Here is a 22,571-nt window from a genome sequence, read left to right on the forward strand (position 1 = left end):
CGTCCGGCGCGCCGCCGGCCGGGGCGCCGGAGGCGGTGGTCCCGACATGCGGACCGAACGGTCCGGGGACGCCGGGGGCGGGTGGGCGCGGGCGTTCACCATCGCGCCGAAATCCGCCGGGTCGCGGGCGTTGCGGCGGGCGCGTGCGAACCCCCGGGCGGCGCCCGGGGGTTCGCACGACAGCGGGGGCCGCTACCGCACCGGGAGGTGGTACGCCAGGCGGTACCGGTCCGCCGGGACCACCACGTCGGCCGTCTCCACGGCGCGGCCGGAGGCGTAGTAGGTGCGGCCGATCACCAGCACCACGTGTCCCGGCACCCCGCCGAGGAGCAGGATCTCCTCCGCCAGACCGGGCCGTGCGCCGACCTCCTCGACCACGTTGTCCACGACGACGTCGATCGCGGCCATCCGGTCGACCACCCCGGAGCCGCCCAGCGGCCCTTCCTCCGGCAGCATCACGGGGGTCCGGCCGGTCACGGCCAGCGGCTCCCATGAGGTCGACAGCATCATCGTCTCGCCCGCGTCGCGGAAGACGTACCGCGTGCGCATCACGCGCTCGCCCGGCTCGATGCCGAGCCGCTTCGCGATCTCCGCGGGCGCGCCCGTCTGCTCGCTGCTCGACTCCCACGTGCCGCGCGCCTCGGCGTCGGCCTGCTCCTGCCGGAACGGCGTCGAGGCACCGCCCGTGCGGTAGCCGGCGCGGGCGACCCGCCGCGGGACCGGCTGCTCCCGCACGTACGTGCCGGATCCGGACCGGCCCTCGACCAGCCCCTCCGCCATGAGGACCTTGCGCGCCTCCAGGGCCACGGTGTCGGAGACCCCGTACTCCTCGCGGATGCGTGCCTGAGAGGGGAGCCGGGCGTGCGGGGGCAGAGAACCGTCGACGATCTTCCGTCGCAGATCCCCGGCCACGCGCAGATAGGCCGGCTGCTCACCGAAAGTCACTGGCCACTCCCATCAGGTTGACAGACAGCTACACCCTGGCAACCGACGGTTGAAGACCGCAAGCAAGGGCCAGAGTTTCACTCGAAGTGATGAAGCCAGGTCACTCAAACCCGTTACCCTGCGTTACCTGTGCAACGTCACACCGACTCGGACGAGGGCCCCCCGCCGGTCCCGCCGTCCGAACCCTCCGGGTCGCTCTTGCTGTCCCGCATCCACTGCGGAATCACCGTCGAAAGCCCGTACGCACCGCGCAGCGCCCGCTCCGTCTCCAAGGACATCGCGGCCAGGGCCCGGTCCCACTGCTGGTCGAACTCCTCCGGCGTCCTGGCCTGCGAGGCGCGCTGCCACTGCACGCGCGCCGCCTCCACTTCCCCCAGCTGCGCCGGAACGGCCTTCTCCAGCCCCGCCCGGGCCGCGTCCCCCTGGAGGAGCTTCGCCTCGGCGCCCAGCGCCGCGTGCACCTCGCGCGCCCACGCCCGGTACTCGGGCAGCACGTCCTCCACCTCGCCGTCCGGGGGCCGGCTCATGACGAACTCGGCGCTGTTGGCGGCCCGGAGGAAGGCCACCTGCTCGGGCGCCAGCATCCCGGCGTCCTTGCGCAGACTGCCCCGCCACTCCTCCTCGGTCGTACCGATCACGCAGAGCAGCGTCCGGTCCCCCTCGCGCCAGGACCGGCGCGAGGGGGCGTAGTAGAACATCTCCGCGTACTCGGGCAGCGCCCAGGTGTCCATCGCGTAGTCGTCCTGGGCCTTCCAGCACGCGTCCTCGGAGGCGCGGTCGGCCTCGCGCGATTCGGGGGCGTCCGGCACGTCCAGCGTCTTGGCCGCGGTGACCTCACCGTGGTGCACGCGCGCGCAGTCGATCCGGTACGTCACCGGCCGCTCGTCGATCAGGTCCCCGCCGGGAACGTTGAAGCAGTCGCCCGCCCGCAGATCGCCCAGGTCCGTGAGGTCGCCCTCGACGTCGGCGTACTCGCTCAGCGCCGGGAACCGGTCGTCGGCGGCGCTCAGGACCCGCCCGGCGGTGAGGACCAGAGCGCCGGTCATCACCACCGACACCACCAGGCCCACGATCGCCAGGGCCTTGCCCCGGTCCCCCCGCTTCGCGATCTGCACGAGGGCCGCGATGCCGAAGGCCATGCCGAGCGGCGGGAAGCACAGCAGCCCGGACAGCAGCGAGGCCAGGGCGAAGCCGTTGAGCGCCGGCGGCTGCTGCCCGTAACCGGGGGGCGGACCCCAGCCCTGCCACGGGGGCGGCGGGGGCCAGGAGTGGCCCGGTCCGGGAGGAGGACTCGGCGGGGTGCTCACGGGGCGGACTCCATCGCAGGGCGGCGTCGCAGGACGGCATCGCGGGGCGGCATCGCGGGGCGCGCCGCGGAAGGCGCGAACGAATGCGCGAACGGATGCGCGAAATAGTACGCAGCGGGGCGCCCGGCAGGACGGTCGCCCCCGCCGCCCCGCACGGCCCCGCCGGTGCCCGCGGCTCCCGCTCGGCGCCGCGCAACACTCACCCCGATCATGATCATCGGCACGTAACATCCTTGCTGTACACCGGCCATGACCGAGCAAAGGTGTTCCTCACATGACGCATGCACTCCCCGGCTACATCTGTTCCGAGGACGGCACCCGCGCGGACGTCCGCACCGCCCCCTGGGCGTGCCCGGTCTGCGGCGGACCCTGGGACCTCGACTTCACGCCGGACCCGGCCGCGGTACTGGAACCGGCCGCGGGACCGAATTCGCTGTGGCGGTACGGGTCCGTGCTGCCGCTGCCGGGAGCGTTCTCCGTATCGCTGGCCGAGGGGCACACCCCGCTGGTCCCGCTGGCGGAGCGGATCCACGCCAAACTCGACTTCCTGATGCCCACGCGGTCCTTCAAGGACCGGGGCGCGGTGATGCTCGTGGAGCTCGCCCGCCGGCTCGCACCGCAGCGGGTGGTGGCGGACAGCAGCGGCAACGCCGGGACGGCGGTGGCCGCGTACTGCGCGCGGGCCGGACTGAACTGCGAGATCTTCGTGCCCGAAGGCACCTCGGAGAAGAAGACGGAACGGATGCGGGCGCACGGCGCAGCCGTCCGGGTGATCCCCGGTGGCCGCGAGGACGCCGCCGAGGCCGCCCGGGCGACGGCGGACGCACCCGGGGTCTTCTACGCGAGCCACGTGTTCAACCCGTACTTCCTGCACGGGACCAAGACGTACGTGTACGAGGTGTGGGAGGAGCTGGGCGGCCGGCTCCCGGAGGCCCTGGTGGTCCCCGTGGGCAACGGCACCTTGCTGCTCGGGGCCGCCCTGGCCGTGGAGGAACTGGCCCGGCGCGGGGTCAGGCCGCCGGCCCTGATCGCGGTCCAGGCGGAGGCGGTGGCCCCGGTGGCGCAGGCCTTCGCGGCCGGCGCCGAGGAAGCCGCTCCGGTGGAACAGCGGCCGACCCTGGCCGAGGGGATCGCGATCCCGGCGCCGCCCCGCGCCCGCCAGATCCTGGCGGCGGTCCGCAAGTCCGGCGGCACCGTCCTGACCGTCCCGGACGACCGGCTGCACGAGGCCCAGCGGGACCTGGCCCGCCGCGGGCTCTCCGTGGAGCCGACCGCCGCGGCCTGTTGGGCCGCGGTGGGCCCGTCGGCCCCCGGGGATCCCCTGCAGGGCCGCACCGCCGTGCTCCCTCTGTGCGGCGCGGGCGGATAGACGGACGGGCGCGCCGGCGACGGGCAGGCAGGCAGGCGACGGGCAGGCAGGCAGGCAGGCAGGCAGGCAGGCAGGCAGCGGACTGTGCACGGGCGGAGGGCCGACGGCCAGGTGGCGCGGCAGCGCGGCATCCGCGCCACGCCGCCCGCCCACGCCCACGCCCATGTCGGAATTCCGCGAGCCCGGACGCGTCCGGTCTGGTGAACTGAGCGCATGACCACCCATGTTGATCTCGCCGCCAAGGCCGCCGCGTTCGCGGCCCTGCACACCCCCGCCGCCCCGCTCGCCCTCGCCAACGCCTGGGACGTGGCCAGCGCCCGCATCGTCGCGGCCGCCGGCGCCCCCGCCGTCGCCACCACCAGCGCAGGCGTCGCCTGGTCCCTCGGGTCCCCCGACGGCGACGCGCTCGCCCGGGACCGGGCCCTCGACCTCATCGCCCGCGTGGTCGCCGCCGTCCCCGTGCCCGTCACGGCCGACATCGAGGGCGGCTTCGGCGCCGACGCGGCCGCCGTGGGCGAGACCGTGACCGGGGTCCTCGCCGCCGGCGCGGTCGGCATCAACATCGAGGACGGCCACCGCGACCCCGCCGAGCAGGTCGAGCGCCTGGCCGCGGCCCGCGCCGCGGCCGACGCCGCCGGGGTCCCGCTCTACGTCAACGCCCGCATCGACACCTACCTGCGGGGCTTCGGCGAGGACGCCACCCGCCTGGACGACACCCTCGCCCGCGCCGCCGCGTACCTGCGGGCGGGAGCCACCGGCGTCTTCGTGCCCGGCGTCCTCGACCCGGACACCGTCGCCGAACTCGCCAAGGGCATCGACGCGCCCCTCAACATCCTGCTGGGCCCGGGCGCCCCGACCGTCGCCGCCTTCGGCGCCCTCGGCGTCTCCCGCGTCAGCCTCGGCTCCTGGGTCGCCGAAGCCGCGTACGCCGTCGTCCGCCGCGCCGCCGAGGAGCTGGTCTCGGGGGGCAGCTACGGAGCACTCGCGCACTCCCTCCCCTACGGCGAGCTGAACGACCTCCTCAAGGGTTGAGATATCCGGAAGCGTGCATGGGCCAACGACCTTAGGATCCGGGCATGAGCACCTCCACAACGGTCGACGGCAAGGCCGCCGGGCCGGCCACCGCCCCCCTCGGCAGGATCTCGGGCGCGGTCTGGGCCGCCCTCGCCCTCGTCTACGTGGTCTGGGGCTCGACCTACCTCGGCATCCGGGTCGTCGTCGAGACCATGCCGCCCTTCCTCTCCGCCGGAGCCCGGTTCATCACCGCCGGTCTGCTGCTGTCCGCCGTCGTCGCCTGGCGGTACGGTCCGGCCGCGCTGCGGGCCACCCGCGCACAGCTCGCCTCGGCGGCCCTGGTCGGGCTGCTGCTGATCCTCGGCGGGAACGGCCTGGTGGTCCTCGCCGAGACCTCGGTGCCGTCGGGCCTCGCCGCGCTGCTGGTGGCGGCGGTGCCGATGTGGGTGGTGGTGCTCCGGGCGAGCAGCGGGGACCGGCCCCCGCTGCGCACCCTGGCCGGGGTGCTGGTGGGCCTCTCCGGGCTCGCGGTGCTGACCAGCCCGGGGCTCAGCGGCTCGGTGCGGCTGTCGGGGGTGCTGATGGTCCTGGCGGCTTCGGTCCTGTGGTCGCTGGGCTCGTTCTCGGCGCCGCGGCTGAAGCTGCCGGACAACCCCCTCACGGGCAGCGCCTACCAGATGTTCGTGGGCGGGGCCGCCGCCGTGGTCGTCGGCCTGCTGCGCGGCGAGCAGCGCGGCCTGGACCCGACGGCGTTCTCCACCGCCTCCTGGTGGGCCCTCGGGTATCTGACCGTCGTCGGTTCGCTCGTCGGTTTCACGGCGTACGTGTGGCTGCTCCAGGCCGCGCCGCTGTCGCTGGTGTCCACGTACGCGTACGTCAATCCGGTCGTCGCCGTGGCGCTCGGCACGCTGATCCTCGACGAGGCCCTGACCTGGCAGATCCTGGTCGGCGGTGCGATCGTCGTGGCGGCGGTGGGCGTGATCGTCAGTACCGAGCGGAAGAAGTAGCGGCAGCAGTGCCGGCCCGGGCGGGCGGGCTCAGCCCCGCGCGGCCGCCTCGTACAGGGCCTTCGCGTGCTCGTCGAACAGCGCGGCCGTGGAGTCCACGTCCGTGTCCCCGCCGCTCAGCACCCCGATCAGCCGACCGGCCCGGTCCGGCCCGCCCCGGTCCGCGATCCAGGGGCTGCCGCTGGTCCCCGTCCAGAACCCGGCGCAGCTCATGTAGAGCATGTCGGGGTCGTCCTCGTCGTGGCGGGTCCGGGTGGTGCAGGAGACCGGCTTGTTCTGCGGGTTGTGCTCGGACTCCGGGTAGCCGACGACGGTCACCTCCCGCTCGTACCCCGAGGTCCACTCGGGCTTCGGGGCCTCGGCGCCGCCGCCGACCGCGTCCTGGATGCTGCGCCCGTCCTCGTCCGGCTCGATGGTGAGGAAGGCGAAGTCGGCGGTGTCCTCGCCCCATTTCGTCCAGCGGTCGTCCACGTGGATCGACTTGACCTTCCACACGCCCAGCGGCCGGGTGCCGGCGCCCTCGCCGGAGAAGGCCGGGGCGAAGGAGAGCTCGCCGATGGCCAGCCCGTCATGGGCCACCTCGCCCGGCTGCCCGTCCTCGCCCGCGGGGGCCACGCAGTGCGCGGCGGTGGCGACGACGTTGCCCCCGGGGCTGTCGACGACGCTCGCCGTGCACCAGTGCTCGCCGCCCGCCATGAGTACTCCGACGGTGGGGAAGGGGAACACCAGCCGCTCGCCGGGCACCTTGAGGAACGCGACGGCGAACACCGCCGCGACCCCCGCCGCGGCGGCCGCCGACGCCCCCTTCACCACCGTGCTCATCGCACGCCGGGGTCGGGTGTCGGTGCCTTCATCACCTTGCTGATCCACTCCAGAGCGCCCTCCCTCATACCGCGCACGTACGACTTTCCGTTGTGCTCACCATCCTGGATCACCTGGAGCGAGGTGTGCACGGGGCCCTTCCCGAAGTCGTTCATGAACTTCTCGGCCTTGTCGCGGCCGCTCTCCGCGGTGCCGATCTGGAAGTTGATGTAGACGTCCGGACCGCCCGCCGCGATCAGCTTCGCGGCGAGCTTCTCCGGGTTGTCGGCGTCCATGGCCTGCGTGTTCCCCTGCCACAGCGGGGAGTCGGGGACGATGTCGACCCCGCTCGCGATGGCCGCCTTGAACCGGTCGGGGTGCTTGAGGACGTGCTTGAAGGCGCCGAATCCGCCCGCGGAGGAGCCCATGAAGGCCCAGCCGTCGCGTGAGGTGAAGGTCCGGAAATTGGCCTTCGTGAAATCCGGGATGTCTTCGACCATCCAGGTGCCCATCTTGGGCTGGCCGGGGATGTCGGAGGCGTCGAAGTGGTGCTTGGTGTCCGCGTTGTGCACCGGCATGATCAGGATGAAGGGCAGGCTGGTGCCGGCCTTGGCGCCGTCGCTGACGGCTTTCTGGAGGCCGAGGCCGGGACCCGTACCCCAGTAGTTGGTGGGGTAGCCGCGACCGCCCGGCAGGGAGATCAGGACCGGGAAGCCGCTCTTGGCGTACCGCGGGTCGTCGTACTCCTTGGGCACCCACACCCACACGTCACCCGTGAAGCCGGACTTCTTGCCGGTGAGGGTGGTGCGGCCGATCTGCGTTCCGTCCGGCAGCCGGGAGGTGCGGACGAACGAGGCCTTCGGCCCGGTCGGCATCTGCACCTCGGGCGGCAGCTCGGCGGTCGCGCCGGCCTTCTCCTGGGCCTGGCCGAAGGAGACCGGATCCCCTATGTCCGAGAAGAGGCCGAACTTGTACGCGGCGGTTCCGCCTGCGGCGAGGGTGAGCGCGAGCCCGCCGCTGATCAGGATCATGCGCAGGCGATGGGGGCGACGGCCGCCCTCGGTCATGGGGCTGCCGTCGCCTTGCTGGTCTTGCTGCACGGTTTCTTGTCCCGTTCCTTCTCCGGCGCCCACCAGGAGCGCGGGTCGGACCGATCGGTCCCCCTTACACCCTTTACAGAGGTATGAACGACGGGATGGGTTGCCTGGGACGGGGGTGACGTGGCGAGCGCCACGCGGCCGGCCGGGACGCGCGTCTGCGGCGTGGCCGGGCAGGTCAGCCGGCTTCGGGCTTCGGCCCCTTCAGGACCTTGCTGACCCACTCCAGGGAGCCTTCCTTCATGCCCCGGACGTAGTGCCAGCCGTTGTGCTCGCCGTTCTGGATGTCGCGGATGGTCATCTTGACGGGCCCCTTGCCGTACTGCTGCTGGAACTTCGTCATCCGCTCCTTCCCGCTCTCCTTGGTGCCGATCTGGAAGTTGATGTAGACCTCGGGGCCCTTGCTATCAATCAGCTTCTGGGCGAGCTTCTCCGGGTTGTTCGCGTCCATCTCGACCTGGTGGCCCTTCCAGAGCGGGGAGTCCGGAACGATCTCGCCGCCGCTGGCGATCACGGCCTTGAACCGGTCCGGGTGCTGCAGGACGGTCTTCATGCCGACGAAGGCGCCGGAGGAGGAGCCCATGAAGGCCCAGCCGTCACGGGACTTGTACGTACGGAAGTTGGCCTTGACGAAGTCCGGTACGTCCTCGGCGATCCACGTGCCCATCTTGGCCTGGCCGGGGATGTCGGAGCCGTCGTAGTAGTACTTGGCGTCCGGGTTGAGCACCGGCATGATCACGACGAACGGCAGGCTGGTGCCCGCCTTGGCGCCGTCGCTGATGGCCTTCTGGAGGCCGAGGCTGCGGTCGGACCAGTAGTTGTCCGGGAAGCCGTTGCCGCCGGGGAGCGCGATAAGGACCGGGAAGCCGCTCTTGGCGTATTTGGGGTCGTCGTACTCCTTGGGCGCCCACACCCATACGTCGCCCTCGAAGCCGGACTTCGCGCCGGCGAGGCGGGTCTTGGCGATGATCGTGCCGTCGTCGAGCTTGGTGGTCTGCTTGAAGCCGGACTTGGGGCCGGTCGGCAGGGCCACGTCCGGGTCGCCCGAGGGCGTGGCGGCGGTCGCCGGGGCGCTGGGGTCCGTCTTGCCCGTGGCCGGGGGCGGGGTGCCCTTCCCGAAGCTCACCTCCTCGCCGTTGCCGGCGAACCAGTCGAGCTTCCAGGAGGCGAACCCGCCGCCGCCGAGCAGGAGCGCGAGGGCGAGGGCCGCGCCGATCCATATTCGGCGCCGGGAGCGCTTCGGCTGCGGGGTCCGGACGGAGGCGGGCTGCTCGCCGTACGGCGGGTGCTGCTGCGCCGGGCCCGGGTATCCGGGGAAGTCCTGGTGCCCCTGGTACGGCTCCTGGGGCGGGTACTCCTGGTACGACGGCTGCTCGTCAGGCCGCGGGCGCTGCGGGTACTGGTGCACGGACTTCGCTCCGAACGGTCATGCTGCCCCCGAGGGCAGAACGGCTGGCATCCCCGAGGAGGCGTCCTGCCGGCCGGGCCGGGCTCGCGACGCCCGGCACGCGTGCCCACCGCGTTCTCGTCGGTCGCCGACGCTCCGCGTCGACTCCCTCCGCGGCCTTGCGATCGCACGCGCCGGACACCGCTCCCCGATCCGGCCCGACCGGCAAGGCGCCCCCATTGTTCTGATGTGAGGAACCCCAACACAGTTCCAAGACGGAGCAAAATCCTGCCGTGGGTCTCGGCGGGCCGGCCGTCTCAGCGCTGGGCTTCGAGCACCTCCGCACACCGCCCGAGCAGCTGGATCAGCACCTCCCGCTCCTCACGGGTGAATGCGGCGGCGAGCGCCCGCTCCACCCGCACCGCGCCGGAGTCCGCCAGCTCCATCGCCGTGCGCCCCTCGTCGGTGAGCCGGGTCTCCAACACGTTGCGGTGCCATTCGTGGGGGGTCCGCTCGATGAGCCCGCGCTCCTGGAGGTTCTTCAGCACGGTGTTCATGGTCGGCGGCGTCACCCCGCACAGGCGGGCGAGCGCAGCGGCGGAGATGCCGGGCTTCTCGGCCAGCCAGAGCAGCGCAGCGTATTGCGGAACCGTTACTGCGGCCGGCTTGCACGCCGTGTTCTTCGCCGCGAGAAGCGCCTGCTCAGCACGCTTGAGGTGAGAGCCGATCCGCTCCTCGGGGGCCATGGAGGTCATGTCCGCATCTTACGGCCACCCTTGCAAGCATTAGAGCTCTCACATAGATTCGATCTCACCTTCTCACTAGAGGACATTCATGAAGACGAAGTCGTCTCTTCTCGCCGCCCTGGCCGTGACCCTCACGCTGGGAGCGGCCCCGGCGCAGGCGCACGCCCCGGCGGGCGACGCCCGGATATCCACGGCCTTCACCCTGCCCGGCGCGAAGGTCTACCCGGAGGGCATCGCCACCGACCCCCGCACCCGCACCGTCTACGTCGGCTCGTACGCGGACGGCACCGTCTACCGGGCCCGCCCCGGCCGGTCCGAGGCCGAGGTGTTCCTGCCCTCCGGAACCGACGGCCGCCGCACGGCGAACGGCCTGCGCGTCGACGCGCTCGGCCGCCTGTGGGTCACCGACTCCACCACGGGCGTGGCGGTCTACGACACCACCAGCGGGTCCCGGCTGGCCCACTTCGAGGTGGCCCGGGGCGCAGGAGCCCCCGCCCGCTTCGTCAACGACCTGGCCCTGACCCCGGACGGCACCGCCTACCTCACGGACAGCATCCGCGGCGTGATCTACCGGGTGACCCCCGAGCAGTTGGCCGCCGGGAGCGGCACCCTGACCGAGGCCTACGACCTCTCCGGGGCCCTGCGCCCCCGGCCGGCGGGCGGCTTCAGCCTCAACGGCATCGTTGCCGACCGGGCGGGCCGCTACCTCCTCACCGTCGACATGCCGGAGGGCGACCTCTACCGCGTGGACCTGCGCACCGGTGCCGTCCGCCGCGTCGACCTCGGCGGCGGCGACCTGAAGGCGGCCGACGGCCTCGACCTCTCCCCCGACGGCACCCTGCGCGTGGCGCACAACGTCACCAACACGCTGACCCGCTGGCAGGTCTGCGCGGACGGCACCCGCGCCCGCCTGACGCGCACGATCGCGGACCCGTCCCTGCAGATCCCCACGACCCTCGCGCACACCCCGGGCCGCACGCTGGTGGTCCGCTCCCAGTTCGACAAGGGCGGCCCCATGTCCCCGGGCTCGGGCACCCCGACCACGTTCACGGTCGCCGCGGTCCGCGGCCTGTGACCGGCGCCGGTGCGGGTGCCGGTGCGGGTGCTGCTGAGGGTGCGGGAGCGGGTGCGGGTGACGGCGATGGCGGTGGCGGCCCCGGTCCCGGCGGATCGGCGCACGGAACGGCCGCCGGGCCCGGACGCATCGTCACATCGTCTTCAGAACGGCTGAGTTGATGCGTTCTTGGCCTTGCGGTGGGACCGGAAGTCGGCGAATGCGTACGGCAGCCCGGGCAGCAGCAGGAGCATCGCGCCCCACAGCGGGAGCGTGAACAGCACCCCGTCTCCGCTCAGCCACTTGGTGAGGAGCGTCACGGGCAGGCCGACGGCAAAGAAGAGCAGCCAATGCTGGTGCGTGCGCATGCGGCCCCGGCGCAGCTCCCAGGCGACGGTGATCGAGCCCATGGCCACCCAGAAGGCGAGGTAGTCGGCGGTCACGGGCAGTTGGACGGTCCACCGGACCAGGTGCGAGAGGACCGGCAGGACGCCGAGGATGAAGCAGGCCATGGCCGCCGTGCGCAGGGCCCGCTGGGCGAACGGGGCGCGCTCGCGCGCCCAGGCCGCGGCGAAGGCACGTACGTCCGGGCCGACGACGTCCTGCGCGGTGCGCCCGGCGGCTTCCGCGTCCTCCAGGTGCGCGGAGAGCTCGTCGAGCATCTCCCGCGCGGCGGCGTCACTGACGCCGCGGTACTCCCAGTTGCTGCGGCAGGCCGCGAGTATCTGCTCGTTCGTCATGGCGCGTCTTCCCCCGTGGAGTGCGTACCGGTGCTCAGGATCCGGCCGATGGGCCCGGCGAAGGCCTGCCAGTCGGCCCGCCCCCCGGCCAGCTCGGCGTGCCCGGCCCCGGTCGGTCGGTAGTACTTGCGCGGGGCGCCGCCGCTGGGGGACGGGGCACGGTACGAGGAGATGAGCCCCGCCCGTTCCATCCGTGCGAGCAGCGGATAGATGCTGCCTTCGCTGACGAGGTCGAGGCCGGCATCGGCGAGCGCCTGGGCGAACTCGAAGCCGTACCTGGGCCGTTCGGCGATGAGGGACAGCAGGCAGAGGTCGAGCACTCCGCGCAGGAGCTGGCTGCGCCGTTGGTCGGCGGGCGCGGTCGGCTCCTTTGTCATGCGGTACAAGATAGTCAGCAACTTCCTTGCACCGCAAGACAATCTCACGCCGGGCACGCTGGTCACGCTGGTCACACTGGTCGCTCCGGTCCGGCGTCCTACCGGCCGATCGTGCCCAGCCGCGCCTGCTCCTCCTCGACGATCTGGCGGGCCATCGCGACGTCCGACACGTCGACCGCGTCCGGTGTGGACTCGGCGACGGCGCTGCGCCGCGCGTACGCGTCGAACAGGCGGCTCTTGTTCTTCAGGATCCGCACCATCCGCTCGTCCACTCCGCGCGGGGCGAGCAGCCGGTGCACCCGGACCGGGCGCACCTGCCCCATCCGGTGGGCCCGCGCCACGGCCTGGTTCTCGATGGTCGGCTTGACCTGGGGCTCACAGATGATCACTACGGAGGCGGCCTGCACGTTGAGCCCCACTCCCGCCGCCTCGATCTGCGCCACCAGCACCGCGTGACCCGGCGCGGCGGCGAACTCGTCCACCACCTGCTGGCGGCGGGCGGGCGGCACGCTCCCCGAGAGCGGACCGAACACCCGGCCACCGCCGGGACCCGGCGCGGCCTCCAGGGAATCCTTCACCACCCCCAGGACCTGCCGGAAGTTGGAGAACACCACCACCTTCAGACCGTTCTCGGCGGCGTCCTCGACGATCTCGCGCAGCCGGTTGAGCTTCGCCGACCCCTCGGGGTGCGCGTACGCAGCCCTGCGCATCGCCATGAAGTTGCCGGAGCGCACGGCCTCGCGGTAGGCGGACTCGTCGGAGGCGCTCAGCTCCTCCCACTCGTCCGTGTGCTGCAGTGCGGGCAGTTCGGTCAGCACGTCCTGCTGGTTGCGGCGCAGGTAGACCGGGGCGACGGCCTTCCGGAAGGCTTTGGAGCCGGCCACGCCGTCCCGGTCACCGACGGCCGCGGCCAGGTCGGGCTGGAGGATGTGCACCAGGCTGCGGAACTCGGAGACCCGGTTCTCCATCGGCGTCCCGGTCATGAACAGGACGCGGTCGCAGCGCCCGGACCATTCGGTGACCGCCTGGGCCCGCCGGGTCTTCGGGTTCTTCACGTAGTGCGCCTCGTCCACGACCAGCATCCCGATCTCGCCGCCGCCGGGCGCGGGAAATCCGCGCAGGGCGTCGAAGGTGGTCACCGCGACCCCGCCCCGTCCCTTCCAGTCGGCGAACGCCTCCTGCCGGTCCGGGCCGTGCAGGCACATCGCGCGCAGCTTGCTGCGGGCCTCGATCTCCCGCGCCCAGTTGATCAGGACGCTGGCCGGGCAGACGACCACGAAGTGGCTCTGCCCTTCGGCGGCGAGGTGGGACAGGGCGGCGATGGCCTGGATGGTCTTTCCGAGCCCCATCTCGTCCCCGAGGATCACCTTGCGTTGCGCCAGGGCGAACCGCGCCCCGAAGGACTGGTAGCCGCGGAGCGACACCCTGCGGTGCGTGTCGTCGAGCAGCTGGCGGCGGACCCGCTCGGCCACCTCGTCGGGCAGGAACCCTTCGGCGGCGGCCGCGTCGGGGCTGCGGCTGGAGATCTCCGCGAGGAGGCTGTAGTACTCGGCGGACCGCAGCTCGAAGTCGACCCAGGCCGCCACTTCGGTCGAGGGGCCGCGCAGCAGGTCCACCGAAGCCTGCGCGAGCAGCTCGGGCACCGCCCCCTGCACCGCCTCCTCGGTCAGGCCGCGGACCTCGGCGACGGCGCCGAGCACCCGGTCCCGCTTGGCCTGCCCCACCAGCAACATCCGCAACCGCCCGGTGGCCGGCTTGGCCTCGGCGAGCAGCGGGCCCAGCCGCTCCGCGAGCACCACGGCCGCGTCGAGGGCGCGCTGCACGTCGGGGCCCGCCTCCACCAGGACGTGCAGGGCCGTGACGAGCGCGGTGGTCCGGGGCTCCGGCCGGTCCACGTCGATGTGGACGGCGATGGTCTCCCGGACGGCATCGGAGATCTGGCGTGCCGCCGCGATGACCTGCTCGGCGGTCCGCTGGCCCACGCCGGGAATCTGGCGCAGCCGGTACGACCCGGCGTCGAGCACCTGCCCGACCGAGCGCAGCCCGCTCCGTTCGACCTCCCCGAGTCGGAGGCGGCCCTCGGTGACCTCCTTCAGCCGGGCCACCGGGATGGTCGCCAGAGCCTGCTCCGCCGCCGCGTCGTGGATCGGCTTCAGGGCCTCCCGAACCGCGTCGACGGCCTGCCGGTGGTCACCAGCCACCGCCTGCGCGGCCGCGTACAGCCGCTCTCCTCCGGCGACCGCCTCCCGCTCCCTGCGCCCCATCCGGCCCCGGCCTCTCTCTCCGTTTCCCCGCATCCTCCCACCGCCGTCCCGCAACGCCGAAAGGGCAGGTCCCGGCCGGATCCGACGGTGACCGGCCACCGCGACCGCCGTGGGCGGACATACGGGATCGGGCGCAGCCGTCCGATCCCGTAGAAGTGCCTGGTTCGTCCGGCGGGCGGGCGGCTCAATGGAAGTCCATCCGAACCGCGTTGGAGGTTCCGTGACATCCAGCCCGCCCACCGCACGCACGGCGGTGCCCGCCCCCGTCCAGGGTGCGCCCGGCCTCGCCCCGCGCACGATGCTGACCGTCCTGCAGACGACGCACCAACACGCCGACGCCAAGGCCGGCATCCTCTCCGCCGTGCAGGCGGCACTCGTGGGGACGGCGGGCGCATGGAGCGAGGCGGCGCTCGACGGCTGGCGGCGCGGCGGCCCGGTCGGTGCTCTGGCGGGGGTGCTGCTGGTCCTCTTCGCCTGCGGTCTCTTCGGCGGTGCGGCCTCGCTCGCACTGGCGATCCGGCCGCGCGTCTGGCGGCCCACCGGCCCCAACGACTACAGCTTCGTCTGGCTGGCCGCCGCCTCGGATCCGTCGCCGCCCACCAACGCCGCCGAGGACGAGCGGCAGTTGCACGCGATGATCCGCTTCCTCTCCGACGTGGCCCTGCGGAAGTACCGCTGCGTCACCACCGCCGTGGTGTGCACCGCGGTGATGGGTACCACCGCCGGCTTCTGCCTGCTGTTACGGCCGCTGCTCGGCTGACCCCGGGGGCCGGCGCGGCGCGGGCGGCGCCACGGGCCCGGCGAGTTCGGCCACCCGGGCCAGCCGGGCCAGGTCGTGCACGGTGGTCGTCCGGTATCCGGTGCCGAGCAGCCCCTCGTCCCGCAGCTCGCGCAATCCCTTGTGCACGGTGGTCTCCGCGGCGCCGGTGAGCGCGGCGAGTTCGGGCTGGGTGAGCTGGAAGCCGATCACGTGACCGCCCGCCGCCCCGGGCCGCCCGTAGGCCACGGCGAGCTCCACCAGGAGCCGCGCGAGGCGCACCTTGACCGGATACCCGCGGAACTCCAGCCGCCGCCGGTTGGCCCAGCGCAGCCGGTCGGCCACGATCCGGGTCAGCGCCACCGCCACCTCGGGCCGCCGCACCATGAGCCCGTGCAGGGCCCCGGGCCCGATCACCCGCGCCCGCAACGGCCCGCAGGCCACCACCCCGGCCGACCGCGGCGCACCGTCGAGGGCGGCCATCTCACCCACGCTGTCCCCGCCGACCCGGACGGCGAGCAGCGACTCCTGCCCGTTCTCGACGGTCGCGGTGACCTTGGCGAACCCGCGGAGAATCACGTACAGATGCCGATCGGTGGCGCCTTCGGTGAGCAGCACGCCGCCGGAGCCGAGCGTCAACTCCGTACCCAACCCGAGCAATTCCGCCCGCGCGGGCGCGGACAGCACCCCGAGCAGGCTCCGACCCGGCCATTCCCCCCGCTCACCCGGCCCCACGCCCACCCCTCCGCCCGCCGCACCCGCACCCGCGCCCCGCGCCCCGCGCCCCGCGCCCCGCGCCCCGCGCCCCGCGCCCCGCGCCCCGCGCCCCGCCCAGGCTAGGCCTTCCCCCACCGGATGCGCCCGCCCGCGCGCCACTGCCCAACAGCCGGTGCGGCAGCGGGCAACGCGCGACGGGCGGGAAGCCCCCACGCACCCCACCCGAAGCGGCCGTGTCCGCACGGTTGCCCACGGCCCCTTGAGTAGCCGTTTCTCCGCCGGTGTCCGCCGGGACCAGACGAGTGCCCGGAGGCCCGGCTGCTACGGACCGGCCAGGGGTACCGGGGCGGAGAAACCCGTGGCGCACCGGCCGGACCTCCAACGAGACTGCGCGGGTGAGCGACCGCTACCCCTGTCCCTGCTGCGGGCACCGCGTGCTCGACGCCATGCCCGGCTCCTACGAGATCTGCCCCGTCTGCTTCTGGGAGGACGACGGGGTCCAGTTCCGCTGGCCGACCACGCCCAGGCGATCCTCTACTCCCAGTTCTGGCGGGTGGACGCCGGCCGCACGTACGGCATCTCTGGCACCGGCCTGGACTGGGAACTCGACTGGACCGCGCCCTGGGAGCACCTGGTCGACGAGGCCCGCACGTGGTCGCTTCTGGAGGCCTCCGAAGCCCCTGTCGGCGACAACATCTTCGTCGCCCCCACCTGGATCGACCGTACCGACCTGTACCCAGAGAGGTGACCGATGCCGTTCCAGCACCCCGAGGAGATCGGCTACGGCTACGTGATCGAGCGCTACGCGGCGAGGAAGGACTCAAGCCACGCCCGCTACCTCGTCCTGAAAAGTGGTCGATTCCTGCGACCCGAGTGGCCTCACGCCGAACATTTCGCCCGTCACCTCATCGACGACTCGGCCACGATCACCGATGTTGAGCTGGAGGCCCTTCTCGGCTACGAGTGGCGCTCACGCCTCACCGCCGCCTGGCTGATCGGCGTAGGCCGACGCGCCACGTTCCGTGAACGCATCGGCGACCTGCTCCTGGCCAGCGAGTTCTGCTTCTCCGGCAGCGCCTACTGCTTCGCCCTGGCCCGCTTCGGCACCCACGCGGACGCCGAGATCCTCACCGCCTACCTCGACCACTACCTTCCCCGCACAGACCTCCGCTACGACCAGCCCGCCGCCTTGGGCGCCCTCCTCCGCCTCGACGCCCACCTCGGCACCAACCACGCCGACCGCTTCACCCAGCCCGACGGCCTCTGGGACCAGTGGGTCAATGCCCTGGCCCACCTCCGCGACCACCCCGCCTACACCCCCGTCGAGCGTCGCCGCTGGACGGACCTCCAATGCGACTTCGCCAACGGCTGGTCCCGCTCCTCGCCCCCGAACCCGTCTCTCGACCGACCTGCAGACTCCGTGTCCTAGCGCGCGAGCAACCTGCCGCGCATGCCCGCCAGTTGAGCAGAGACCTCCCGGTCGAAGCCAACCATCGCTGCGCCGCCCCGACCTGCCGCACAACCCCCATGGGCCTCGGCGGCACCGGCAAGCGTTCCGAACCCGCCGGTCCGCCGATGCCCAGCCACAAATCGGCGAGAAGACGCAGCCGCTCCACCGCAGGTCAGGCGACCTTTCGCCGAACGCATCGGACGTCGAAGCGGAATGCCTGCGGCGGAGCCCAGCAGACTGCCCCGACCAGGTGCTTCTCCGTTGGCGCGCATCGGGTCCCGACGGTCGCTCACGGGTGTCATGCGGGCTGGCCTACGGGGTCTCGACGGAGTCGAGGTGCCGGCGCAGCTCCGTCGCGAGCTCTTCCTCGCCACCCTCGGACGGCAGTGGCCAGGGATCCTGCTCTCCGTTCGCCACGGCAAGGCTGCTCGCGAACCGGACGAGGTGGGGTGCCCGGAATCCCGCCGGCGCCGCCCATCCGTCGCCCAGCTCTTGGAGCAGGTCGAGCGCCGCTTCCCACTCTTCGCGCGCCAGGTGGTCCCAGACGTCGGATACGGAGATGTCCCGGTCCGTGGCGGCATCCTCGGGCACCAGCAAGGAGGCGGCTTCGAGGACCTCGACCGCCTCCCCGAGGCACCCCGCCACACCGAGCTGATCGACGGAGCCCTCGTATTCATGCTGTCGCCCCAGCGGTCCTGGCATGGTCGCCTCGTCACCGCTCTGACCACCACCCTCATGGCGCAGGCGCCGGACGGCTTCGAGGTCGAGCGTGAGATGACGATCCGCCTCGATGCCCGCAACCGGCTCGAGCCGGACCTCCTGCTGACGAACCTGGCCTATGACCCCGACCGCACCTGGTACGCCCTGGAGGACGTGAAGCTCGTCGTGGAGACGGTCTCACCCGAGTCCGCCCATCGCGATCGCACAGTAAAGCTCCGCAAGTACGCGGAGGCCGGTACCCCGCACTACTGGCGCATCGAGGAGTGCCCGTGGTCCACGTCTACGAGCTCGACGAACCCGCCGGCATCTTCCGCGGCACCCTCCAGCGCCCGGTGCCCTTCGAGATCAGCACGGACCTCGACAAACTCACGCCACCCCGAAGCAGCTGAAAGTCAGCACCAAGTCAGTACGGGAGTACAGAAGGGGTCGGACTCGACAGAGTTCGACCCCTTCCTACCTGCATGCTTGGCGAAACCGACTAACTTGCAGCAATGAGACGACTACACGTTGAAGCGGAACTCGAGCGCAGAGCTGCGACCTGCGGAAACGTCGTTTCGGAGGGGCCTCTCCCAGCACCATCCCAGCACGGGCGGTCAGTAGTGATACCGAGCCGCGAGGATGATGACCTCCTTCTCCGTCACCAGGTAGACGAGGCGGTGCTCGTCGTCGATTCGCCGCGACCACGCGCCGGGCAGGTGGTACTTCAAGGGTTCGGGCTTGCCGATCCCTGAGAACGGGTCACGCCTGACGTCCTCGATGAGCTTGTTGATCCGGGCGAGCATCTTGCGGTCGTTCTTGAGCCAGGACGTGTAGTCCTCCCAGCCCTGATCCTCAAAGACAAGCCTCACGCGGCACCCGCACCCGCGTCCGCCGAGTCCGGATCAATCAGCTCGCGCTCCGACACGTTGATGCTCGCCAGGGCGTTCTCGTACGCCTTGAGCAGCCGGCGGGCGTTCGCCGGGGAGCGCAGCAGGTACGAGCCCTCGCGCAGCGCCGCGTAGTCCTCGGCCGAGACGAGCACGGCGTTGCCGTGCTTGGAGACGATCTCGATGGCCTCGTGATTCTCGTTGACCTTCTTGATCAGCGGAAAGAGTTCCTTGCGGGCTTCGCTCGCGGTTATGGACATGGCCGACCTCTCCCCTCAAGTGGTACCTAATAACGTACCACTCTCGACGTCCATCGGGCGGGTCAAATGGCTGACGGCTAGCCAGATTTCCCAGCACCATCCCAGCACGGGAAACACGAAGGGGCCGACCCCTGGAGGAGTCGACCCCTTCTGACCTGCATGTTTGACATGTCAGTGACGTGGTGTTACTTTATCCGCTCAGACGTTGAAGCGGAATGCCTGAAGCCTGGTCCTGACCTGCGGCGGAGTCGCATTCAACACCCTGAACAGGCATCTCCGCGTTGGCTACATTGGGCTCCGACGGTCGCTTACGGGTGCCCCACGGACTCTCTGCGGACCGACCTACAGGGTCTCGACGGAGGCGAGGTGCCTGCGCAGCCCCGCCGCGAGCTCCTCCTCGCCGCCCTCGGCCGGCAGTGGCCAGGGATCCTGCTCTCCGTTCGCCACGGCAAGGCTGCTCCGGAGCCACCGCGCGAAGACAGCGGCTTCGTCCGCGGTCACATCGGTCAATGTGATGTAGGCATGGTCGGGCTTGGGCATCGACGCCGTCCCGTCGATCCATACGCCCGACACCAGCTCGATCTCGAAATCAAGGACCGGCATACCGTGGATCCCGGAGATTCGATACTCCACCCGGAATCGGGGAAGGCCTCCCTCAGAGCCGTCTCCAAAGCCTCGGCAGTGGCACGCCACGCTCCATCATCTCCCTTGGGCGGGTAGAAGGCGAAGCTGGTGCGGATGTTCCGTTCAGTGGGCACGGTCTTCAATCAAGAGGCGCACAGGATCCAGTTCGGGCGCTCCCCCGTCTCTTTCGAGCATCCCGACGACGTCCATGCGCCCATTGTGGATCAGCTGCACACCCCCCTCGTGACGGCCGCAATCGCTAGGGTTGCCCAATGACCGCGCTCCCCGACTGGATGCGCCCGCCGCGCGCGGAAGGCTGGTTCGCGGAGGACCTCGATCACCTCCCCGAGGCACCCCGCCACACCGAGCTGATCGACGGAGCCCTCGTCTTCATGACGTCGCCCCAGCGGTCCTGGCACGGCCGCCTCGTCACCGCCCTGACCACCACCCTCATGGCGCAGGCGTCGGACACCTTCGAGGCCGCCTCGATGCCCGCAACCGGCCCGAGCCGGACCTCCTGCTGACGAACCTGGCCTATGACCCAGACCGCACCTGGTACGACCTGGAGGACGTGAAGCTCGTCGTGGAGACGGTCTCACCCGAGTCCGCCCATCGCGATCGCACAGTAAAGCTCCGCAAGTACGCGGAGGCCGGTACCCCGCACTACTGGTGCATCGAGGACGAGGGCGGGGCACCCGTGGTCCACGCACCCGCCGGCATCTTCCAGCGCCCGGTGCCCTTCGAGATCAGCGTGGACCTCGACAAACTCACGCCACCCTGGCGGAGGTCGTGGAGCGGGCCGATCGCGACAATGTGCCCGCGGTGATCAAGCGCCGGGGCAAGGCAGTCGCCACCTTCAGTAACGCGGCATGTTCGGGATCGCCTTCTCCGCGAGCTCGACGAGCGCCTCCACCTTCGCCAAGTCGGCCGTGACCTCCTCCGGCGTCACGGCGGGGGCCTCCGACGACCGGTACTCGACTTCGTTTCGCCGGGCTCGCATGCGGTTGAAAGGACGCAGCATGGAACCGAGTGGCGGGTCGAGCTGCGCCCGCACAGCCTCGTAGATGACGGTATGGCCGCCACGACTGGTCGCACGCAGTCCCTGGTTCTGCAATACCGCGGCTAGCGCTCTACGCGCGGCGTCGTAGGCCAGCGTGTACGCACCCTCCGGGTCCGTGGCCGCCAACTGCCGCGCGGAGCCGACATGGGTACGCGCCCGGACCAGTTCCGCTTCGGCCGCCTCCCGAGAAGCGGGGACTCGCTCAAGTCCGCCACCGGCGATGAGCGCGTCAACCGTCGACCGCCCTTGATTCCAGCGCGTCATTGCGCCTCCAAGTCGGGATTCAGCTGTACCAGAGGACGTTCGCGAACGCTGGTGAGGAACGGATCGTCCGTACGGGCCTCCCACGACTCGACGGAGACCCGATGAACGTTGACCTCACGACGCAAGCGCCGTGAAGCCTCCTCGGCCAGGTCGAAGAGCGCGTCGGCATCGGGGGCACCCACAACGAGGACATCCACATCGGCAGGCGGCAGCCCCGGCTCACCGTTGTACCGAGCGGCCCACGAGCCATAGATATAGGCGCGCTCCACGCCTTCGAGTCCGGCGAGCGCATCGGTGAGCACGGGCACGGGGCCGAAGGAGACGGCCATGAGCTCGCTCAGCGGACGGTACAGCGGAGTATCCGTGCGGGCCTTGACGAGGCGACTGCGCCCCACTCGCCGATCGGCCAGGATTCCACCGCCTGCCAACCGGTCAACCTCCCGCAGGACAGCAGTGGGCGTCACGCCGACCTCGGCCGCGAGCTCAGTGATGCTGTACTCGCGGTCCGGGTGCAGGAGCACCAGCGCGAGGAGCTCGCCTTGCATGCGAGACCGGAGGATGGGAAGCAGGCTTGGCGATACTTTCATTGGACGCAGGATATCAAGCGCCCAATGAAAGTAACAATCTGCACCCGCACGCTCACCGGCGCGCTCATTGGCGCCTACCGCGAGGCGCCCCCAGGTCAGCACCAAGTCAGCACGGGAATACAGAAGGGGTCGGACTCCCTGGAGTCCGACCCCTTCTGACCTGCACGCTTGATGAAACTATCCAACGTGCAGCACGCGCAGCTGCAACGGAGGAGGCCCACCCTCCACCCCTATCTGTTGTGTACACATGGGACACTCGGTACCCTTGGGTGCATGACACAGCCGCTGCCCATAGAGTCCATCCGCGACGTGCGTGCGCATTTGGCGGAGGTCGTGGAGCGCGCCGATCGCGACGACGTGCCCACCGTGATCACGCGCCGCGGCAAGGAAGTCGCCGCCGTCGTCTCCATCGAGGTACTGCGCAAGTACCAGGAGTGGGAAGAGCGCGAGATCAATCGGATCATCGACGAGCGCATGGCCAACCCCGCACCCGGCATCCCGATCGAGGACATCATGAGGGAGACGCTGGCGCGCGGTGAGTGAGTACCGAACCGTCTTCCGCCCCGAGGCGCAGGCCGAGCTTCGGAAGATCCCGCGCGAGATGGCGCTGCGCATCCTGGCCAAGCTGACCGAGCTGGAAAGCGATCCGCTCGGCTTCAACACCACCGCACTCGTGTCCCAGCCAGACCGCCGGCGGCTACGGATTGGCGACTACCGCGTCGTCTACACGATCGGCAACGGGGAACTGGTGGTCGGGGTCGTTCACGTGTGACACCGGTCCACCGTTTACGACACCTGACCACCGCTGACCATACGTCAGAATATCCAGCACCCATCCAGCACGGTGACGGCGAAGGGGTCGAACTCGACAGAGTCCGACCCCTTCTGAGCTGCGCGTTTGACCCAATGCCTCACGTGCAGTAAGAGAACGACTACACGTTGAAGCGGAATGTCTGCCACCCAATCCTGACCTGCGGCGGAGCCCCGCCCAGGGCCCTGACCTGGGATTTCCTCGTTGGCTGCGTTGGCTCCCGACGGCTGTTTACGGGTGTCCTGCGGACTGGCTGCGGACTGGCCGGGTACGCCGAGGCAGAGAAATCCATGGCACACAGGCGGGACATGCGACCAGCACAGCCGGCGGTACGTCCGCCCGCTGGC

At 71.2% G+C, this 22,571-nt stretch carries 24 protein-coding genes and 3 pseudogenes; 12 read left to right on the forward strand and 15 right to left on the reverse strand.

Annotation, left to right across the window (positions count from 1 at the left end; translation table 11 throughout):
* Positions 1-192 precede the first annotated feature (192 nt).
* Positions 193-945, reverse strand: a complete 753-nt coding sequence (locus OG207_RS16230; RefSeq protein ID WP_329099248.1) for a GntR family transcriptional regulator — start codon at positions 943-945, stop codon at positions 193-195.
* Positions 946-1,082: 137 nt separating this feature from the next.
* Positions 1,083-2,252: a DUF4190 domain-containing protein gene (locus tag OG207_RS16235; protein ID WP_329099249.1), complete on the reverse strand. Its 1,170-nt coding sequence runs from the start codon at positions 2,250-2,252 to the stop codon at positions 1,083-1,085.
* A gap of 274 nt (positions 2,253-2,526) precedes the next feature.
* On the opposite strand from OG207_RS16235, the gene OG207_RS16240 reads away from it, so the two are divergent.
* From OG207_RS16240 to OG207_RS16250, 3 genes are all read left to right on the forward strand, one after another.
* On the forward strand, positions 2,527-3,621 hold the full coding sequence (locus OG207_RS16240) for a threonine synthase (RefSeq protein ID WP_329099250.1): 1,095 nt from the start codon (positions 2,527-2,529) through the stop codon (positions 3,619-3,621).
* Between the two features lie 213 nt (positions 3,622-3,834).
* Complete coding sequence (locus OG207_RS16245; protein WP_329099251.1) at positions 3,835-4,653, forward strand: isocitrate lyase/PEP mutase family protein; 819 nt, start codon at positions 3,835-3,837, stop codon at positions 4,651-4,653.
* 44 nt (positions 4,654-4,697) lie between these two features.
* Entirely contained in the window at positions 4,698-5,642 is a 945-nt protein-coding gene (locus OG207_RS16250) for an EamA family transporter (RefSeq protein WP_329099252.1), read from the forward strand.
* Between the two features lie 30 nt (positions 5,643-5,672).
* Here the strand turns inward: OG207_RS16250 and OG207_RS16255 are convergent, their stop codons facing one another.
* The 4 genes from OG207_RS16255 to OG207_RS16270 form a co-directional block, all read right to left on the reverse strand.
* Positions 5,673-6,464: a trypsin-like serine peptidase gene (locus tag OG207_RS16255; RefSeq protein ID WP_329099253.1), complete on the reverse strand. Its 792-nt coding sequence runs from the start codon at positions 6,462-6,464 to the stop codon at positions 5,673-5,675.
* Positions 6,461-7,543 (reverse strand): alpha/beta hydrolase, encoded by a 1,083-nt coding sequence (locus tag OG207_RS16260; protein ID WP_329099254.1) that lies wholly within the window; start codon positions 7,541-7,543, stop codon positions 6,461-6,463. Before OG207_RS16260 ends, OG207_RS16255 begins: the two co-directional genes overlap by 4 nt.
* Positions 7,544-7,718: 175 nt before the next feature.
* Positions 7,719-8,948 carry an alpha/beta hydrolase gene (locus tag OG207_RS16265; protein ID WP_402695376.1) on the reverse strand — a complete coding sequence of 410 codons (1,230 nt, stop codon included), beginning with the start codon at positions 8,946-8,948 and terminating at the stop codon, positions 7,719-7,721.
* Positions 8,949-9,244: 296 nt separating this feature from the next.
* A complete protein-coding gene (locus OG207_RS16270; RefSeq protein WP_329099255.1) occupies positions 9,245-9,682 on the reverse strand; it encodes a MarR family winged helix-turn-helix transcriptional regulator in 438 nt (145 codons plus the stop codon).
* Between the two features lie 79 nt (positions 9,683-9,761).
* On the opposite strand from OG207_RS16270, the gene OG207_RS16275 reads away from it, so the two are divergent.
* A complete protein-coding gene (locus tag OG207_RS16275; protein ID WP_329099256.1) occupies positions 9,762-10,748 on the forward strand; it encodes an SMP-30/gluconolactonase/LRE family protein in 987 nt (328 codons plus the stop codon).
* A 143-nt stretch (positions 10,749-10,891) separates the two neighbouring features.
* On the opposite strand, the gene OG207_RS16280 is transcribed toward OG207_RS16275, so the two are convergent.
* The 3 genes from OG207_RS16280 to OG207_RS16290 form a co-directional block, all read right to left on the reverse strand.
* Positions 10,892-11,467: a hypothetical protein gene (locus OG207_RS16280; RefSeq protein WP_329099257.1), complete on the reverse strand. Its 576-nt coding sequence runs from the start codon at positions 11,465-11,467 to the stop codon at positions 10,892-10,894.
* The gene (locus tag OG207_RS16285; RefSeq protein WP_329099258.1) at positions 11,464-11,844 is read right to left on the reverse strand and encodes a PadR family transcriptional regulator; all 381 of its coding nucleotides are present in this window, start codon (positions 11,842-11,844) and stop codon (positions 11,464-11,466) included. The genes OG207_RS16280 and OG207_RS16285 overlap by 4 nt, the downstream gene beginning before the upstream one ends.
* Before the next feature lie 98 nt (positions 11,845-11,942).
* Entirely contained in the window at positions 11,943-14,108 is a 2,166-nt protein-coding gene (locus OG207_RS16290) for a DEAD/DEAH box helicase (RefSeq protein ID WP_329099259.1), read from the reverse strand.
* Between the two features lie 220 nt (positions 14,109-14,328).
* Between OG207_RS16290 and OG207_RS16295 the strand changes: the two genes are divergently transcribed.
* Positions 14,329-14,868 carry a Pycsar system effector family protein gene (locus tag OG207_RS16295; RefSeq protein WP_329099260.1) on the forward strand — a complete coding sequence of 180 codons (540 nt, stop codon included), beginning with the start codon at positions 14,329-14,331 and terminating at the stop codon, positions 14,866-14,868.
* Here the strand turns inward: OG207_RS16295 and OG207_RS16300 are convergent.
* Positions 14,848-15,552: a Crp/Fnr family transcriptional regulator gene (locus OG207_RS16300; RefSeq protein ID WP_329099261.1), complete on the reverse strand. Its 705-nt coding sequence runs from the start codon at positions 15,550-15,552 to the stop codon at positions 14,848-14,850. The two genes, OG207_RS16295 and OG207_RS16300, sit on opposite strands and share 21 nt — an antisense overlap.
* A gap of 583 nt (positions 15,553-16,135) precedes the next feature.
* On the opposite strand from OG207_RS16300, the gene OG207_RS16310 reads away from it, so the two are divergent.
* The 3 genes and pseudogenes from OG207_RS16310 (at position 16,136) to OG207_RS16320 (ending at position 18,141) form a co-directional block, all read left to right on the forward strand.
* Entirely contained in the window at positions 16,136-16,330 is a 195-nt protein-coding gene (locus OG207_RS16310; protein ID WP_329108308.1) for a hypothetical protein, read from the forward strand.
* Positions 16,331-16,333: 3 nt separating this feature from the next.
* Positions 16,334-17,011, forward strand: a complete 678-nt coding sequence (locus tag OG207_RS16315; RefSeq protein WP_329099262.1) for a DUF6000 family protein — start codon at positions 16,334-16,336, stop codon at positions 17,009-17,011.
* 600 nt (positions 17,012-17,611) lie between these two features.
* Positions 17,612-18,141: pseudogene (locus tag OG207_RS16320) on the forward strand (Uma2 family endonuclease).
* A gap of 204 nt (positions 18,142-18,345) precedes the next feature.
* Here OG207_RS16320 and OG207_RS16325 read toward each other — a convergent pair.
* The 3 genes from OG207_RS16325 to OG207_RS16335 all read right to left on the reverse strand — a co-directional run bounded on the left by OG207_RS16325 (position 18,346) and on the right by OG207_RS16335 (position 19,481).
* Entirely contained in the window at positions 18,346-18,600 is a 255-nt protein-coding gene (locus OG207_RS16325; RefSeq protein WP_329099263.1) for a Txe/YoeB family addiction module toxin, read from the reverse strand.
* Positions 18,597-18,878 carry a type II toxin-antitoxin system Phd/YefM family antitoxin gene (locus OG207_RS16330; RefSeq protein ID WP_329099264.1) on the reverse strand — a complete coding sequence of 94 codons (282 nt, stop codon included), beginning with the start codon at positions 18,876-18,878 and terminating at the stop codon, positions 18,597-18,599. The genes OG207_RS16325 and OG207_RS16330 overlap by 4 nt, the downstream gene beginning before the upstream one ends.
* Positions 18,879-19,220: 342 nt before the next feature.
* Positions 19,221-19,481 (reverse strand): hypothetical protein, encoded by a 261-nt coding sequence (locus tag OG207_RS16335; RefSeq protein WP_329099265.1) that lies wholly within the window; start codon positions 19,479-19,481, stop codon positions 19,221-19,223.
* Positions 19,482-19,774: 293 nt separating this feature from the next.
* On the opposite strand from OG207_RS16335, the pseudogene OG207_RS16340 reads away from it, so the two are divergent.
* Both OG207_RS16340 and OG207_RS16345 read left to right on the forward strand, forming a co-directional pair.
* Positions 19,775-20,280: pseudogene (locus tag OG207_RS16340) on the forward strand (Uma2 family endonuclease); the annotation flags it as partial.
* Positions 20,280-20,354 (forward strand): annotated as a pseudogene (locus OG207_RS16345) (type II toxin-antitoxin system prevent-host-death family antitoxin); the annotation flags it as partial. The pseudogenes OG207_RS16340 and OG207_RS16345, both read left to right, overlap by 1 nt.
* A gap of 4 nt (positions 20,355-20,358) precedes the next feature.
* Here OG207_RS16345 and OG207_RS16350 read toward each other — a convergent pair.
* Positions 20,359-20,826 (reverse strand): hypothetical protein, encoded by a 468-nt coding sequence (locus OG207_RS16350; RefSeq protein WP_329099266.1) that lies wholly within the window; start codon positions 20,824-20,826, stop codon positions 20,359-20,361.
* The gene (locus tag OG207_RS16355) at positions 20,823-21,371 is read right to left on the reverse strand and encodes an ArsR family transcriptional regulator (RefSeq protein ID WP_329099268.1); all 549 of its coding nucleotides are present in this window, start codon (positions 21,369-21,371) and stop codon (positions 20,823-20,825) included. Before OG207_RS16355 ends, OG207_RS16350 begins: the two co-directional genes overlap by 4 nt.
* Before the next feature lie 315 nt (positions 21,372-21,686).
* Between OG207_RS16355 and OG207_RS16360 the strand changes: the two genes are divergently transcribed.
* Positions 21,687-21,956: a type II toxin-antitoxin system Phd/YefM family antitoxin gene (locus OG207_RS16360; RefSeq protein ID WP_019434848.1), complete on the forward strand. Its 270-nt coding sequence runs from the start codon at positions 21,687-21,689 to the stop codon at positions 21,954-21,956.
* Positions 21,949-22,185 (forward strand): type II toxin-antitoxin system RelE family toxin, encoded by a 237-nt coding sequence (locus tag OG207_RS16365; RefSeq protein ID WP_329099269.1) that lies wholly within the window; start codon positions 21,949-21,951, stop codon positions 22,183-22,185. Before OG207_RS16360 ends, OG207_RS16365 begins: the two co-directional genes overlap by 8 nt.
* Positions 22,186-22,571 lie beyond the last annotated feature (386 nt).

It is taken from the genome of Streptomyces sp. NBC_01439 (genome assembly GCF_036227605.1).
Taxonomy (GTDB): Bacteria; Actinomycetota; Actinomycetes; order Streptomycetales; family Streptomycetaceae; genus Streptomyces.

What these genes read in the sequence shown, in the direction of transcription:
- OG207_RS16240 (WP_329099250.1), top strand. Translation starts at nt 2,527, where the DNA reads ATGACGCATGCACTCCCCGGCTACATCTGTTCCGAGGACGGCACCCGC.
- OG207_RS16245 (WP_329099251.1), top strand. Translation starts at nt 3,835, where the DNA reads ATGACCACCCATGTTGATCTCGCCGCCAAGGCCGCCGCGTTCGCGGCC.
- OG207_RS16250 (WP_329099252.1), top strand. Translation starts at nt 4,698, where the DNA reads ATGAGCACCTCCACAACGGTCGACGGCAAGGCCGCCGGGCCGGCCACC.
- OG207_RS16255 (WP_329099253.1), bottom strand. Translation starts at nt 6,464, where the DNA reads ATGAGCACGGTGGTGAAGGGGGCGTCGGCGGCCGCCGCGGCGGGGGTC.
- OG207_RS16270 (WP_329099255.1), bottom strand. Translation starts at nt 9,682, where the DNA reads ATGACCTCCATGGCCCCCGAGGAGCGGATCGGCTCTCACCTCAAGCGT.
- OG207_RS16275 (WP_329099256.1), top strand. Translation starts at nt 9,762, where the DNA reads ATGAAGACGAAGTCGTCTCTTCTCGCCGCCCTGGCCGTGACCCTCACG.
- OG207_RS16280 (WP_329099257.1), bottom strand. Translation starts at nt 11,467, where the DNA reads ATGACGAACGAGCAGATACTCGCGGCCTGCCGCAGCAACTGGGAGTAC.
- OG207_RS16285 (WP_329099258.1), bottom strand. Translation starts at nt 11,844, where the DNA reads ATGACAAAGGAGCCGACCGCGCCCGCCGACCAACGGCGCAGCCAGCTC.
- OG207_RS16290 (WP_329099259.1), bottom strand. Translation starts at nt 14,108, where the DNA reads ATGGGGCGCAGGGAGCGGGAGGCGGTCGCCGGAGGAGAGCGGCTGTAC.
- OG207_RS16315 (WP_329099262.1), top strand. Translation starts at nt 16,334, where the DNA reads ATGCCGTTCCAGCACCCCGAGGAGATCGGCTACGGCTACGTGATCGAG.
- OG207_RS16330 (WP_329099264.1), bottom strand. Translation starts at nt 18,878, where the DNA reads ATGTCCATAACCGCGAGCGAAGCCCGCAAGGAACTCTTTCCGCTGATC.
- OG207_RS16335 (WP_329099265.1), bottom strand. Translation starts at nt 19,481, where the DNA reads ATGCCGGTCCTTGATTTCGAGATCGAGCTGGTGTCGGGCGTATGGATC.
- OG207_RS16350 (WP_329099266.1), bottom strand. Translation starts at nt 20,826, where the DNA reads ATGACGCGCTGGAATCAAGGGCGGTCGACGGTTGACGCGCTCATCGCC.
- OG207_RS16355 (WP_329099268.1), bottom strand. Translation starts at nt 21,371, where the DNA reads ATGCAAGGCGAGCTCCTCGCGCTGGTGCTCCTGCACCCGGACCGCGAG.
- OG207_RS16360 (WP_019434848.1), top strand. Translation starts at nt 21,687, where the DNA reads ATGACACAGCCGCTGCCCATAGAGTCCATCCGCGACGTGCGTGCGCAT.